At 70.5% G+C, this 13,600-nt stretch carries 11 protein-coding genes; 1 reads left to right on the forward strand and 10 read right to left on the reverse strand.

The features are described from left to right. Nucleotides 1-9: 9 nt before the first annotated feature. The 6 genes from Y590_RS22925 to Y590_RS22950 all read right to left on the reverse strand — a co-directional run bounded on the left by Y590_RS22925 (nucleotide 10) and on the right by Y590_RS22950 (nucleotide 5,836). Nucleotides 10-1,221, reverse strand: a complete 1,212-nt coding sequence (locus Y590_RS22925) for a hypothetical protein (protein WP_060771880.1) — start codon at nucleotides 1,219-1,221, stop codon at nucleotides 10-12. Nucleotides 1,222-1,315: 94 nt separating this feature from the next. Beyond that, nucleotides 1,316-1,846: a SixA phosphatase family protein gene (locus tag Y590_RS22930; protein ID WP_083530943.1), complete on the reverse strand. Its 531-nt coding sequence runs from the start codon at nucleotides 1,844-1,846 to the stop codon at nucleotides 1,316-1,318. Beyond that, complete coding sequence (locus Y590_RS22935) at nucleotides 1,843-2,823, reverse strand: aldo/keto reductase (RefSeq protein ID WP_060771881.1); 981 nt, start codon at nucleotides 2,821-2,823, stop codon at nucleotides 1,843-1,845. Before Y590_RS22935 ends, Y590_RS22930 begins: the two co-directional genes overlap by 4 nt. A 58-nt stretch (nucleotides 2,824-2,881) precedes the next feature. Next, complete coding sequence (locus tag Y590_RS22940; protein WP_060771882.1) at nucleotides 2,882-3,733, reverse strand: AAA family ATPase; 852 nt, start codon at nucleotides 3,731-3,733, stop codon at nucleotides 2,882-2,884. 95 nt (nucleotides 3,734-3,828) lie between these two features. Next, on the reverse strand, nucleotides 3,829-4,482 hold the full coding sequence (locus tag Y590_RS22945; protein WP_060771883.1) for a hypothetical protein: 654 nt from the start codon (nucleotides 4,480-4,482) through the stop codon (nucleotides 3,829-3,831). 115 nt (nucleotides 4,483-4,597) lie between these two features. Next, nucleotides 4,598-5,836 carry a hypothetical protein gene (locus tag Y590_RS22950; RefSeq protein ID WP_060771884.1) on the reverse strand — a complete coding sequence of 413 codons (1,239 nt, stop codon included), beginning with the start codon at nucleotides 5,834-5,836 and terminating at the stop codon, nucleotides 4,598-4,600. A gap of 301 nt (nucleotides 5,837-6,137) precedes the next feature. Between Y590_RS22950 and Y590_RS22955 the strand changes: the two genes are divergently transcribed. Continuing rightward, the gene (locus tag Y590_RS22955; RefSeq protein WP_060771885.1) at nucleotides 6,138-8,030 is read left to right on the forward strand and encodes a cation:proton antiporter domain-containing protein; all 1,893 of its coding nucleotides are present in this window, start codon (nucleotides 6,138-6,140) and stop codon (nucleotides 8,028-8,030) included. Nucleotides 8,031-8,064: 34 nt separating this feature from the next. Here the strand turns inward: Y590_RS22955 and murD are convergent, their stop codons facing one another. The 4 genes from murD to Y590_RS22975 form a co-directional block, all read right to left on the reverse strand. Then, nucleotides 8,065-9,432 (reverse strand): UDP-N-acetylmuramoyl-L-alanine--D-glutamate ligase, encoded by a 1,368-nt coding sequence (gene murD, locus Y590_RS22960; RefSeq protein WP_060771886.1) that lies wholly within the window; start codon nucleotides 9,430-9,432, stop codon nucleotides 8,065-8,067. 23 nt (nucleotides 9,433-9,455) lie between these two features. Next, complete coding sequence (gene mraY, locus Y590_RS22965; RefSeq protein ID WP_060771887.1) at nucleotides 9,456-10,538, reverse strand: phospho-N-acetylmuramoyl-pentapeptide-transferase; 1,083 nt, start codon at nucleotides 10,536-10,538, stop codon at nucleotides 9,456-9,458. 105 nt (nucleotides 10,539-10,643) lie between these two features. Then, entirely contained in the window at nucleotides 10,644-12,107 is a 1,464-nt protein-coding gene (locus tag Y590_RS22970; protein WP_060771888.1) for a UDP-N-acetylmuramoylalanyl-D-glutamyl-2,6-diaminopimelate--D-alanyl-D-alanine ligase, read from the reverse strand. Further along, nucleotides 12,104-13,582 (reverse strand): UDP-N-acetylmuramoyl-L-alanyl-D-glutamate--2,6-diaminopimelate ligase, encoded by a 1,479-nt coding sequence (locus Y590_RS22975; protein ID WP_060771889.1) that lies wholly within the window; start codon nucleotides 13,580-13,582, stop codon nucleotides 12,104-12,106. The genes Y590_RS22970 and Y590_RS22975 overlap by 4 nt, the downstream gene beginning before the upstream one ends. Nucleotides 13,583-13,600: the final 18 nt, after the last annotated feature.

Raw genomic sequence — 13,600 nt, forward strand, 5'->3', positions numbered from 1 at the left:
GTCGTAGTCCTATAGTGCTGAGTTCGGCCGTGCCTCCGACGAAGCGGTTTTGGAGAGACGCGCCTCCAGCCGCTCGATCGCCGCGCTCACCAGCGCCTTCGAGGCGTGCAGCGTGCCGAGTTCGACCGAGGACATCGCCAGCAGCACCGGCAGGAGGTTGTCGCTCGGGCGGCCGTCGTCGCGGAACAGGCGAAGATCGTCGTCGGGCTTGAGGCCGACGCTGCCAGCGATCCGTGCGGCGTAGTTGCGGATGCGCGTCTCGTCATTGGCGCAGACAGGGGCCGGGAGGCTGAGATCGAGCAGGCTGCCCTTCGGCAGCGAGGCGGCGATCGAGGGCAGTGCGGCCGCCTCCGCCGCGAGCCGGTCGGGCGCCAGCAGGGCCGCGGGATTGGCCGCGCCGGAGGCGACGAGCGCGCGGGCCGGGGTGACAGCCGCGGGAGGCTTGGCCGCGATTTGCGGTGCCTCGGTCAGGCCCGTCGCGATGTCGGCAGCGGTCTTCGGCACGGAGACGGCCGATCTTGCCACGGCGCGGGGTACCCGGCCGGGATGCCCGGCGAGCCGTGCGCGGGCCGACCAGGGTTGCACCCGCAGCCCCGCGGCGGCGCTCGGAGCTGCCCGCGCGACGCCGCCCCGCCCATGCCGCGCGAGGAAGCGGGCACGCAAGGTTCCGCCGATGCCCCGCGGTGCCGTCGTCGTCGACACGGCGGCCTGTCGCGCCGGCGGCCTCGGCTTTCCACCGACAGGCGCCGCCGCCACGGGGCGGGCCGTGCCGCACTCGGCGGGCGCCCAGCGGCGGACGATGGCGAGCGCCGAGCGGCGTCCGTAATCACGCTGGTAGCGGCGCAGGAGCTGCACAGCCGCATCCGCCCCATCGGCGGCGGTGGCGAAGCCGGTATGGCCCTCGGCGTCGCCGCCGAGCTCGCCGCTCCAGCGCGCCTGTTTGATGCACCAGTAATTGTTGAGCCGCACACAGCGGGCAACGAAGCCCGGCTCGGTCGCCGCGTGCCGGACGACGAAAGCGAGCGAGCCCGGCGCGAGGTTCTCGCCCGCCTGTTCCCGCCAGTTCGAGACGGCACGCGCCACGAGGCTGAAGCTCGGCGCGGGCGCCGGGGGCGCCTCGGCCGCGCGGGGGAGAGGCGGCAGGCGCGCCCGCGCCGCGTCGAGTGCGGGCTCGATCCGCGGCAGCAGCATCGTCAGGGCGAGGAGCGTTTCGAGGAGCACGCCGGTCTTCCCTCACGCGGTATCAGCTCGGCTGTTCTCGTTGGGGAACGGCGCGAGGCGGCGAAGGGTTCGGTGCTCCCGCTTCTGAAACCCCTCAATCGTCGTCCATGTCCGCCGCGAGCTGGCGCGGGCGCACGAACCGGAGGAGGCGCCCGGCGCCCGCGGTGATGTCCTCCCAGCCTTCCGCGTCGAACGCGAACACGGCGAGCGCCGCGGTCGGAAACTTCTCGCGCAATGCCTTCTGCAAATCCTTCGGCCCCTCGCCGATGAGCCGCAGGGCGAGATCACCGAGGCCGGGATTGTGGCCGATGACGAGCAGGGTCGCCGCCTCCGCCGGGGCGGAGCGGATCGCGTCGAGAATGCGCGCCGCCGGCGCCTCGTAGATCGACGGCACCGTCTCCATCGGCGTCTCGGGAAGCTCGGCCCGCAAAGCCGCCCAGGTCTCCTGCGTGCGCCGGGCCGGCGAGACCATGACATGGTCGGGCACCAACGACTCGCGGGCGATGTAGGCGCCCATCAGCGGTGCGGCCTCCCGGCCGCGGCCATTGAGCGGGCGGTCGATGTCGGCCACGCCCTGCGGGTAGGCGGATTTGGCGTGGCGCAGAAGGAGCAGGCGGCGCATCATTGGAACCCGACCACGGCGTGCGGAACGTAAGGGGCTTCGAGCCGCGCGATCTCGTCCTGTGTCAGCGTCAGGTCGAGGGCGGCGGCGGCATCGTCGAGATGCTGCGGCTTCGAGGCGCCGATGATCGGGGCGGCGACGCCCGGCTTCTGGATCACCCAGGCGAGCGCCACCTGCGCCCGCGGCACGCCGCGGTTCTTCGCCACCTCGGCCACCGCCTCGACCACCTGCCGGTCGGCATCGACCGAGGCGTCGTAGAGGTTCTTGCCGACGAGATCGCTCTCCTGCCGGGCACTGCCGGCATCGAAGTCGCGGGTCAGCCGGCCGCGGGCGAGCGGACTCCAGGGCAGCAGCGGGATGTTCCGGTCGGCGCAGAGCGGGATCATCTCGCGCTCCTCCTCGCGGTGGAGCAGGTTGAGGTGATTCTGCATGGTCGCGAACCGCGTCCAGCCGTTCACGTCGGCGGTGTAGAGCGCTTTGGCGAACTGCCACGCGAACATCGAGGAGGCGCCGATATACCGGGCCTTGCCGGCCTTCACGACATCGTGGAGCGCTTCCAGCGTCACCTCGATCGGCGTGGCGTAGTCCCAGCGGTGGATCTGGTAGAGATCGACGTAGTCGGTGCCGAGGCGCTTCAACGAGGCGTCGATCGCCGAGAAGATCGCCTTGCGCGAGAGGCCGCCGGCATTGGGCTGGCTCTTGAGCGGGTAGTAGACCTTGGTGGCCAGCACGATGCTGTCGCGGTCGGCGTAATCCTTGAGTGCGCGGCCGACGATCTCCTCCGAGGTGCCGTCGGAATAGTAGTTCGCCGTGTCGAAGAAGTTGATCCCGAGATCGAGCGCCCGCTTGATCAGCGGGCGGCTCTCCTCCTCCCGCAGGGTCCACGGATGCGGTCCCCGCTCCGGCACGCCGTAGGTCATGCAGCCGAGGCAGAGGGGCGAGATGTCGAGGCCGGTGCGGCCGAGTTTCTTTGTTTGCATGGAAGCGGTCACGCGAAGGCGAGTCGGAGCCGCTTAATTGGGGCGCCGAGGCGGTCCGTCACCCGCCCCGCCCTTCGCGCCGCATCATGAAGGCGAGCTTCTCGAACAGGCTCACGTCCTGCTCGTTCTTGAGGAGCGCGCCGTGCAGCGGCGGAATCAGCTTGCGGCCGTCGCGCTCGCGCAGGGTCTCGGGCTGGACGTCCTCGGAGACGAGGAGCTTGAGCCAGTCGAGCAATTCGGAGGTCGAAGGCTTCTTCTTGAGGCCCGGCACCTCGCGGGTCTCCAGGAACACCCGCAGCGCCTCTTCGACGAGGCGGTGCTTGATGCCCGGATAATGCACCTCGACGATAGCCTTCAACGTCTCGGCATCGGGGAACTTGATGTAGTGGAAGAAGCAGCGGCGCAGGAAGGCGTCCGGCAGCTCCTTCTCGTTGTTCGAGGTGATGATGACGATGGGGCGGATGTCGGCGCGGATCGTCTCGCCGGTCTCGTAGACGTGGAACTCCATCCGGTCGAGTTCGGTCAGCAGGTCGTTGGGGAACTCGATGTCGGCCTTGTCGATCTCGTCGATGAGCAGCACCGGCCGCTGCGGGGCGGTGAACGCCTCCCATAGCTTGCCGCGGCGGATGTAGTTGGCGATGTCCGACACCCGCGGGTCGCCGAGTTGCGAGTCGCGCAGCCGCGAGACGGCGTCGTACTCGTAGAGGCCCTGCTGCGCCTTGGTCGTCGACTTGATGTTCCAGGTCAGCAGCGGCGCGCTCAAGCCCCGGGCGATCTCCTCGGCCAGCACCGTCTTGCCGGTGCCGGGCTCGCCCTTCACCAGGAGCGGGCGCTCCAGCACGATCGCCGCGTTGACCGCCGTGGTGAGATCGGGCGGCGCGACGTAGGACTCGGTTCCGGTGAAGCGCATGGAGCCTCGCGTCGGGAGGGGGATCGGAGCGGACTAACCCGAGGCGAAGCGGGTCGGCAACCGTTCGCGCGGCGGTCGATGCCCGGGGCGTTTCCTCACAACGTCTTTCCGTCGTGCCACACGCAGTTCGAGGCCAGAATCCCCAGATTCACGTCCGACTTCTGCGGCTGGGGCAGTGTCTTGCCGTCCATGGCGAGGTCGATCTTGATCTCGACCTGCCCCTTGGTCTCGTTCGAGCGACGGGAGAAGTAGCAATATTGCTGGAACGGCCGCTCCTCGTTGGCCTTGAAGTTCCAACCCGTCACGATCTGCCCGTCGAGATAGGGCACCTGCTTGAACACCGTGAAGGTCGTGTTCACCGGCGCCTGCGAGGCCGGGGCGGCATCGGTGCCGAGCTGCGCCTTGGTCGGTGTCGGCACCGCGTTGGCCTTCTGCGCCGGCAGCCCTTCGAGCTTCAGGGTGTTGTCGGTGAGGGTGACCTCGCCCTTGGTCTTCAGCGTCACGTCGGAGAGCGCGGCCTGCATCGCGCTGGCGATCTTCTCGGCGGCCGAGTCGAACTGGTTCATGTAGGCGTAGCCGTAGCAGGCCGCGCCGATGCCGATCCCGGCGAGCGCCGAGAAGGCGCCGGCTCCGATCGCCCGCAGCAGGAAGGCGCGGGCGAAATGCATCCGCGCTTCCGCCCTGAGCCGGCCGTTGACGTGCTGCGCGAGCACGATGTTCTCGTGCGTACCCTCGGTGTGGATGCTCATGGCCGGGCGCTCGCCTCAGGATCGCTCTCCGCCGAAGGGGCCGCCGGTTCGGCGCGGGAGAGCGCGTTCAAAAAAGGAGTTCGAGCCGCTCCCGATCAGGGGCGGCTCGAAGGAGTTACGCGGTGGCGCCGGTGGCGGCGTTGCCGGAGGTGTTGGCGGGCGGCGGGGGCGGCGGCACCACGGGGGCCGTGCGCCGCTCCAGCGGGATCACCGAGGCGTCGCGCGTCATCGGTCTCGGCTGGGCCAGCGCCATCTCCTGGCGCACGCCCTCGGCGATCGAGGCGAGCAGGTAGGGCGTGGCCTCCGGATTCACGGCGGCGCCGAGGTCGTCCTCGTCCATGAAGGTCTTGCGCACCGAGACCGCCGAGAGCGCCAGAATCGTCGAGGCGAAGGCGGCGCAGAGCGCGGGCACGAACACGAAGATGCGCAGGAAGGCGTGGACCTGCGCATCGGTCACGTCGATCGGATCGACGCCGTAGACCATGGCGGTGAAGGAGTGGAGCTGCGAGCGGTTGACCGAGTTGCGGTAGGCCTGCTCGGCATCGGCCACCTTGCGGTCGGCCGCGCCGCGGTCGAGGGCGGTGCGGGCCTTGCGGGCCTCTTCCAGCTCCTTGACGATGGCGCCCCGGTCGCTACCCGCCTTGGCCACCGCGGCGTTGAGCGTCGCGGTGCGCGGGTCGGTGACGCATTTCAGGTTTGAGTAGCGCATGCCGCGACTGTTGGTGCCGTAGACGCGCTCGCAGCGCTGGGCCGGAAGCCCGGCGAGTTGCGACGCGTTCTCGGCCGAGCGCCGCTCGATCTGCTCCAGCTCGTTCGTGTACTGCTCGACCCGGGCGTTGGCGGCGGCGATGCGCGTGTCGATGCTGTCGCGGTCGGCCTGGGCGTCCTTGAGGGCGGTCTTGGCCTTGGCCGCATCCATCAGGCGGGGATGGAACATCATCTCGCCGAGCTGCGACACCGATTTGGTGGTGACGCCCGCGGCGAAGATGATGCCGATGATGGCAAGCCCCTTCACGAACCACGAGCGCTGGGTCCGCGCCAGGATGCCGAGCGGCACCCGGCACAGTTCCACCGCGGCGTAGACCAGCGGCGCCAGCAGCATGAAGTAGAACGCCCGGTCGTCGCCGTCGCTGTAGGTGCCCGCGAACAGCCACGCGCCCCAGAGCGAGGCGCCGATCACCATGAACTCGACGAGATAGGCGATGGCGACGTAGCCCCACTTGACGCGGTAGCCGCGCTCGATGTCGCGCTGGTGCTTCCAGCGCTGCTGGTCGAGCATCCATTCGCGCCGCTCGCGCTGCACGTCGCGGCTCGGAGGCGTGTCGGACAAGATTTTCATGGGCCAGAACTTCATGGGCCTCAGATCGCTGCGGGCCTCCGGCTGAGCGGCGGACCTGCCATCCCCTAACATCGCGTTACCCGAGCGTAAGAGCGTATTGTGCCGAAGTTGTGCCGGCCCGATCGATGAGCGGTGGATGGCGGCCTGCCGCGGCCGCCGCGGGTGAAGCGGGCGCGAAAACGGCCGGTCGTCACGGAAAACGGTTGCTCCGCCACCGGCTCGCCGCCCATGATGCCGCCGGTCCCTCCCGCGGCATCGAAGATGCAGGGAGCCGGGCCGCCCCTCTCTCCCCTCAAGGCGGCAGCGTATCAGCCCGATGACCGACCCCGTGCAGGCCGGAACCCAGATCGCCGCGGAAGCCGGCGCGCATGCGGGCGGCTACCGGGAGGCGATCCTCTTTCTTGTCACCGCCGGCATCGTCGTGCCGCTGTTCCACCGCCTGCGGGTCAGTCCCGTGCTCGGCTTCATCGGCGCGGGCGCGCTGCTCGGGCCGTTCGGCCTCGGGCGCTTCGCCGACGCGCATCCCTGGCTCGCGCCCTTCACCATCGGCAACCGCGCGGAGATCGCGCATCTGGCCGAGTTCGGCGTCATCTTCCTGATGTTCATGATCGGAATCGAGCTGTCCTGGGAGCGCCTGCGGGTGCTGCGCCGGCTCGTCTTCGGCCTCGGCGCGATCCAGGTGATCGCCTCCGCCGCGGTGATCGCTGGCATCCTCGTCGCCCTGGATCAGCCGGTGGCCGGGGCGGTGCTGGTGGGACTGGCGCTCGCCTTGTCCTCCACCGCCGTGGTGCTGCCGGTGCTCGCCGAGCAGAAGCGGCTCGGCACGCCGGCCGGACGCACCAGTTTCGCGATCCTGCTGTTTCAGGATCTGGCGGTCGCCCCGATCCTGTTCGCCATCGCCGTGCTCGGCCGCAAGGATGGCGGCGACCTCGGGGCCGCACTCGCCCTGGCGCTCGGACAGGCAGCGATCGCCCTCGCCGTGATCGTCGTGGCCGGCCGGGTCGCGCTGCGCCCGCTCTTCCATCTCGTCGCGCGCACGCGCTCGCCCGAATTGTTCATGGCGGCCTGCCTGCTCGTCATCGTGGCGACCGCCCTGGTCGCGGCGGGCAGCGGCCTGTCGATGACGCTCGGCGCTTTCGTCGCCGGCCTGCTGCTCGCCGAAACCGAGTATCGCCGCGCCATCGAGGCGACCATCGATCCGTTCAAGGGGCTCCTGCTCGGGGTGTTCTTCGTCTCGGTCGGCATGAATCTCGATCCGGCCCAGCTCATCTCGGCGCCGGGCGCGATCCTCGGCCTGTCGGTCGGGCTCCTCGTCATCAAGGGCGCCGTGGTGCTCGTCGGCGCTCGCATCATGAAGCTGTCCCGTTCGGTCGCCCTGGAGGCGGCCCTGCTGATCGGCCCCGGCGGCGAGTTCGCCTTCGTGCTGATCGGCGGCGCGATGGCGACGGGGCTCGTACCGGAGCCGGTGGGCGGCGCCGCCCTCATCGTCACCACCGTCACCATGATCGCGATTCCCGGCCTCGCGGCGCTCGGCCGCCGCATCGGCGGCCGCGCTTCGAAGCAGCAGGTCGGTCCGGCGCAGGCCGAGCCGGTGCCGGAGCCGGAGCAGAATCGGGTGATCATCGCGGGCTATGGCCGGGTCGGGCGGCTCGTCGGCGAGATGCTCAAGCGCCACGCGATTTCCCACATCGCCGTCGATTCGGACCCCGCCCGCGTCGCCGAACAGCGCCGGCTCGGCAGCCCGGTCTATTTCGGTGATTCGGCCAACACGGAGATGCTGCGCCGCTGCGACATCGCCACAGCCCGCGCGCTGGTGGTGACCCTCGACAATCCGCGTGCCGTGGAGGCCGTAGTGCAGGCCGCCCGCGCCGAGCGGCCGGACCTTACCATCGTCGCCCGCGCCCGCGACGCGCGCCATGCCACGCAGCTCTACGAGATGGGCGTCGACGACGCGGTGCCCGAAACGATCGAGGCCTCGCTCCAGCTCTCGGAGGCCGTGCTGGTCGATGTCGGCGTGCCGATGGGCAACGTCATCGCCTCGATCCACGAGCGGCGCGACGAGTTCCGCACCATGCTCAAGCGCAGGGAAGCGGAAGCGCGGCCCGTCTTCCGTGCCCGCCGCACGGTCGGCAAGGGACGCGAAACGCCGTCCGAAACCAAGGCTGCCGAACCGGCCCCGAGCCCGCGGCCGGTCGGCAAGAGCGCCTGAGTGGAAGAGCGCCTGAGCGGGCTCGGGCCCGCCCTCAGGCGTCCGGCAGCGCGGCGACCAGGGTCCGAAAACGGTCGCCGCGGACCTCGAAATTCGGGAACTGGTCGTAGGAGGCGCAGGCCGGCGACAGCAGCACGACGGGCGCCTCGGTGCCGGATGCGCGGGCGGCCCGCGCCGCCGCCTCGGTCGCGGCCTCCAGCGTGCCGCAGCGGGTGACGGCGACGCGTCCCTCCAGCGTCGCGGCGAAGGCCTCGCTCGATGCGCCGATCAGGTAGGCATGGGCCACGCGGTCGAACAGCGGCGCGAGCGGCTCGATGCCGCCCTCCTTCGCCTTGCCGCCGACGATCCAGTGGATGTCGCGGAAGGCCAGCAGCGCCTTCTCGGTCGAATCGGCGTTGGTCGCCTTGGAATCGTTGACGAACAGCGTCCGGCCGATGCGGCGCAGCGGCTCCATCCGGTGAGCGAGGCCGGGAAAGCTCTTGAGCCCCGCCGCGATCTCCGTGCTGCTGAGGCCGAGCCGGATCGCGGCGGCGACCGCCGCGGCGGCGTTCTGGAGGTTGTGGTCGCCGAGCAGGGCCTGGATGCCGGAGACCTCCGCGATCACGGCGCCGTCAGGCCCGCGCACCGTACTTTTGGCGCCGACATAGTCGCCCGCCGCGTCGCCGTGCCCCTCGACATGGAGGCGAATGCGCTCGCCCGTGCGACGCTCGGCGATCGCTGCGCAGTAGGGGTCATCGACGCCGATCACCGCGAGGTCCGCGCCCGCCACCAGCCGCTCCTTGATCGCGGCGTAGTTCTCCATGGTGCCGTGACGGTCGAGATGGTCCGGCGTCAGGTTGAGCAGGATGCCGACGCCGGGCTTGAGCGAGGGCGTCAGGTCGATCTGGAACGAGGACAGTTCGACCACGTGAACGCGGTTTGCTGCGGGCGGCTCCAGCGACAGGATCGCGGTGCCGATGTTGCCGCCCATCTGCACGTCGCGCCCGGCATGGCGCAGCAGGTGGGCGGTGAGCGCCGTGGTGGTGGATTTGCCGTTGGTGCCGGTGATGGCCACGAAGGCTGCGTCGGGCGCCAGGGCCGCACGCTCGCGGCAGAAAATCTCGATGTCGCCGATGATCGGGATGCCGGCCTGCCGCGCGAGCCCCACCGTCCAGTGCGGCTCGGGATGCGTCAGCGGCACGCCGGGCGCCAGCACCAGGGCTTCGAAGCCCGACCAATCGGCTTCGTTGAGATCGGTGACGGTGATGCCCTGCTCGCGGGCGCGGTCGCGGCTGCCCGCGTTGTCGTCCCAGGCCAGCACGTCGGCGCCGCCGGCCAGCAGCGAACGGACGGTGACGAGCCCGGACCCGCCGAGGCCGAACAGGGCGAGCTTCCGGCCGGCGAAGGTGGTGGCTGGCGTCATGGTTTGTTGTCTCTCGTCCCGGCTCAGCGCAGCTTCAGCGTGGCGAGCCCGACCAGCGCCAGGATGACGGCGATGATCCAGAAGCGGATCACGACCTGCGGCTCCTTCCAGCCCTTCTGCTCGAAGTGGTGGTGGATCGGCGCCATGCGGAAGACGCGTTTGCCCGTGAGCTTGAACGAGACGACCTGGATGATCACCGACATGATCTCCAGCACGAACAGGCCGCCGACGATGGCAAGCACGATCTCGTGCTTGGCTGCCACGGCGATGGTGCCGAGCAGGCCGCCGAGCGCGAGCGAGCCGGTATCACCCATGAAGATCTGCGCGGGCGGCGCGTTGAACCACAGGAAGCCGAGCCCTGCCCCGATCACCGCGCCGCAGACCACGGCGAGTTCGCCGGTGTCGCGCACGTAGTTCACCTGCAGGTAGCCGGCATAGATGACGTTGCCGACGAGGTAGGCGATCACGCCGAAGGTGGCGCAGGCGATCATGACGGGGACGATGGCGAGCCCATCGAGCCCGTCGGTGATGTTGACCGCGTTGCCCGCCCCCACGATCACGAAGGCGGCGAACGGCACCCAGAACCAGCCGAGGTTCAGCAGCGTGTCCTTGAGGACGGGGAAGGCGAGCTGGTTCTGCAGTCCGGCGGGCGAGTAGAGCGAGATCATCAGGCAGGCTGCGCCCGCGATCGCGAATTCGAGAGCCAAGCGGAAGCGGCCCGAGAAGCCCTTGTGCGATTGCTTCGTGACCTTGAGGTAGTCGTCGTAGAAGCCGATCGCGCCGAAGCCGAGGGTCACCGCGAGCGTCACCCAGACGTAGTGGTTGTGCGGGTTGGTCCAGAGCAGGATCGAGACCACGGCGCCGGCCAGAATCATCAGGCCGCCCATGGTCGGCGTGCCGCGCTTGGTCAGGTGGCTGGCCGGACCGTCCTCGCGGATCGGCTGGCCCTTGCCCTGGCGCAGGCGCAGCAGCGAGATGATCCAGGGCCCGAACCAGAACACGAAGAAGCCCGCCGTGAACAGCGCGCCGCCGGTGCGGAAGGTGATGTAGCGGAACACGTTGAGAGGCGTGAGCGTGCCGCTCAGTTCCGACAGCAGATAGAGCATGCGTTCGTCCGCCCGCGGCAGGTTCTTTGTCGACACGCCCGGCACGGCGTTGCGCGCGGCCGGATGGAACGGCCGGGCGCGAGGGCCCGGCCGATGGAGTGAAGCTTAGCGAACCGCGTTCAGCGAGGCTTCGCGCGGGTCCGGCGCGACCGCGTAGCGGGCTTTGACCGCTTCGACAATGCGGACCATGCGCATGGAGTTGGAGCCCTTGACCATTACGGCATCGCCCGGCCGCAGGGTCGCGAGGACGGCGTCGGTGACGTCCTCGGCGGCCGGCGCGGCCGTCCCCCGCACCGGTATCGGCAGCGCCTCGAACAGGTGCGCCATCAGGGGGCCGACGGCGAAGACGAGGTCGATGCCGTTCGCGGCAACCGAATCCGCCAGTTCGCGGTGCAGCGCTTCCCCGGTCGCGCCAAGCTCCTTCATGTCGCCGAGCACGGCGATGCGCCGGCCCTTGGCACCGGTGTCGATGCCGGCGAGCGTCGCCAGCGCCGCGCGGATCGAGGCGGGATTGGCATTGTAGCTCTCATCGACGAGGAAGGCCTCGCCGTCCCCGATCCGAAGCGCGGTGCGCTCGCCGCGCCCGACCGGCGGCTTGAGGCTCGCCAGCGAAAGGGCGGCGCGGGCGAGGTCGGCGCCGAGCGCGTGGATGCAGGCCAGCACGCCGAGCGAGTTCATCGCGACGTGCCGGCCCGGCGTGCCGAGCTGGTAGGTCAGGGGCACGCCCATCACGCTGGCATCGACCACCGAGACGTCGGGGCGGGTGAGGATGCGGTGGGCGCGCACATCCGCCGCCGCATGCTCGCCGAAGGTGATGACGCGCCCCGCCCGGGAGGCGTGCGCGTGGGCGAGCAGGCGCTCGTAGTTCGGGTTGTCGCGGTTGATCACCGCGACGCCGCCGGGCTTGAGTCCTGAGAAGATCTCGCCCTTGGCGTCGGCGATGGCCGAGAGCGAGCGGAAATGCTCGATATGCACCGGCTCGACCGTGGTAATCAGCGCCACGTCCGGCCGCACCATCGCGGTCAGCGGCAGGATCTCGGCGCCGTGGTTCATGCCGATCTCGAACACGCCGAAGCGGGTGGCCTCCGGCATCCGCGTCAGCGTCAGCGGCACGCCCCAATGGTTGTTGTAGGAGGCGACCGAGGCGTGCGTGGCGCCTTGCGCCGAGAGCACGTGGCGCAGGGCTTCCTTGGTACCGGTCTTGCCGACGGAGCCGGTCACCGCAACGATCGCTGCCCCGGTGCGGGCGCGCGCGGCCAGACCAAGGCGACGCATCGCGTCCAGAACCGGATCGTCGCCCTCACCCGGCACGGCGAGAACGGGACCGGCATCCTCGAATTCGCTGGCGCGCGACGCGGAGACCACGGCGGCGCCCGCCCCTTTCCCGAGGGCGGCCGGCACGAAGTCGTGCCCGTCGCGCGCCTCGCCGCGGATGGCGAAGAACAGGTCGCCGGGTTCCAGGCTGCGGGTGTCGATCGAGGCGCCGGTGACGGCACGCGGCGCGCCGATCAGGCGCCCGCCGGTGGCCGCCTCCAGGGCGGCAGGGGTCCAGAGGGGGGCGTCGGTCATCCGTTCAACTCCGCGATCGCGGCGCGCAGGGTGTCGTGATCCGAGAACGGGAGCACGCGTGGCCCGACGATCTGGCCGGTTTCATGTCCTTTGCCGGCAACCACCAGCACGTCGCCGGCTCGCAGGTCCCGCACGCCCGCGCGGATCGCCTCGGCCCGGTCGCCGATCTCCTCCGCGCCCGGCGCTGCGGCGAGGATGGCGGCGCGGATCGCCGCGGGCTCCTCGTTGCGGGGGTTGTCGTCGGTGACGATGACCCGGTCGGCGAGGCGCGCGGCGATCGCGCCCATGATCGGCCGCTTGCCGGCGTCGCGGTTGCCACCGCAGCCGAACACGACGACGAGGCGCCCGCTGGCGAAGGGGCGGAGCGCGGTCAGCACATGCTCCAGGGCTTCCGGCTTGTGGGCGTAATCGACGAGGCAGAGCCCGCCCTTCGCCTCGCCGATCCGCTCCATGCGGCCCGGCACGCCGGTCAGCCCTTCGAGCGCGGCGAAGACGCCGGCCGGATCGGCCTGCCCCGCTGGCGTCGCCAGGGCGAGGCCCGCCGCGACCAGGGCGTTCTCGACCTGGAAGCCGCCGACCAGCGGCAGGCGCACGCGATAGTCCTTGCCGTCGTGGGCGAGCGTCAGGCTCTGCGCAAAACCCTCCGTTCCGGCCTCGACGAGGCGGATGAAGTCGCCGCCGCGCCCCGTGGTGCGGATGACGTGGCCGGCGGCGTCGGCCACGCCGATGACGCGCTCGGCATAGGCGCCATCCGCATTGACGACGACCGGACGGCCCTTCGGCAGCAGCGTCGTGAACAGGCGGAGCTTGGCATCGAGATAGTCCTCGATGGTGGGGTGATAATCGAGGTGGTCGCGGCCGAGATTGGTGAAGGCGGCGGCCGTCAGTTCCACCCCGTCGAGGCGGCGCTGCTCGATGCCGTGGGAAGAAGCCTCCATGGCCAGATCGGTGATGCCCTCCTTCGCCAGGCGCGCCAGGGTCTCGTGCAGCGTGACGGGGTCGGGCGTCGTCAGCGAGCCGTATTCCGCCCCCCGGTTGGTGACGATGCCGACGGTGCCGAGGCTTGCCGCTTCCCGCCCGAGGCGTGACAGGATCTGCCGCACGAAGTCGGCGACCGAGCTTTTGCCGCTGGTGCCGGTGACCGCGACCACCGTCTCGGGCTGACGACCGGAGAGGCGGGCGGCGGCGAGGGCCAGCGCCCGGCGGGCATCCGCGACTTCGATCCAGGCGGTCGCCTCGGGCAGGTCTGCCGGGCGCGTCCCCTCCCCGGCCACGGCGACCGCGCCGGCCGCTGCGGCGGCGGCGGCAAAGCGGCGTCCGTCGGCGGCGGTGCCGGGCACCGCCACGAACACGCCGTCGGGTACGACCTTGCGGCTGTCGGCGGTGAGGCCGGCGACGGGACGGCCGGCGATGGCCGCGTCCGCCTCCGGGAACAGCGCCCCGAGAGTCCGGTCGTCAGGCGTCGGCTGGCTCATCGGCAAAACAATCCTCGG

Source organism: Methylobacterium sp. AMS5 (assembly GCF_001542815.1).
GTDB lineage: Bacteria > Pseudomonadota > Alphaproteobacteria > Rhizobiales > Beijerinckiaceae > Methylobacterium.

Excerpts from the sequence above, each read along its gene's own strand:
- mraY (WP_060771887.1), bottom strand. The coding sequence starts at position 10,538 with ATGCTCTATCTGCTGTCGGAACTGAGCGGCACGCTCACGCCTCTCAAC.
- Y590_RS22935 (WP_060771881.1), bottom strand. The coding sequence starts at position 2,823 with ATGCAAACAAAGAAACTCGGCCGCACCGGCCTCGACATCTCGCCCCTC.
- Y590_RS22930 (WP_083530943.1), bottom strand. The coding sequence starts at position 1,846 with ATGATGCGCCGCCTGCTCCTTCTGCGCCACGCCAAATCCGCCTACCCG.
- Y590_RS22945 (WP_060771883.1), bottom strand. The coding sequence starts at position 4,482 with ATGAGCATCCACACCGAGGGTACGCACGAGAACATCGTGCTCGCGCAG.
- Y590_RS22975 (WP_060771889.1), bottom strand. The coding sequence starts at position 13,582 with ATGAGCCAGCCGACGCCTGACGACCGGACTCTCGGGGCGCTGTTCCCG.
- Y590_RS22950 (WP_060771884.1), bottom strand. The coding sequence starts at position 5,836 with ATGAAGTTCTGGCCCATGAAAATCTTGTCCGACACGCCTCCGAGCCGC.
- Y590_RS22940 (WP_060771882.1), bottom strand. The coding sequence starts at position 3,733 with ATGCGCTTCACCGGAACCGAGTCCTACGTCGCGCCGCCCGATCTCACC.
- murD (WP_060771886.1), bottom strand. The coding sequence starts at position 9,432 with ATGACGCCAGCCACCACCTTCGCCGGCCGGAAGCTCGCCCTGTTCGGC.
- Y590_RS22955 (WP_060771885.1), top strand. The coding sequence starts at position 6,138 with ATGACCGACCCCGTGCAGGCCGGAACCCAGATCGCCGCGGAAGCCGGC.
- Y590_RS22970 (WP_060771888.1), bottom strand. The coding sequence starts at position 12,107 with ATGACCGACGCCCCCCTCTGGACCCCTGCCGCCCTGGAGGCGGCCACC.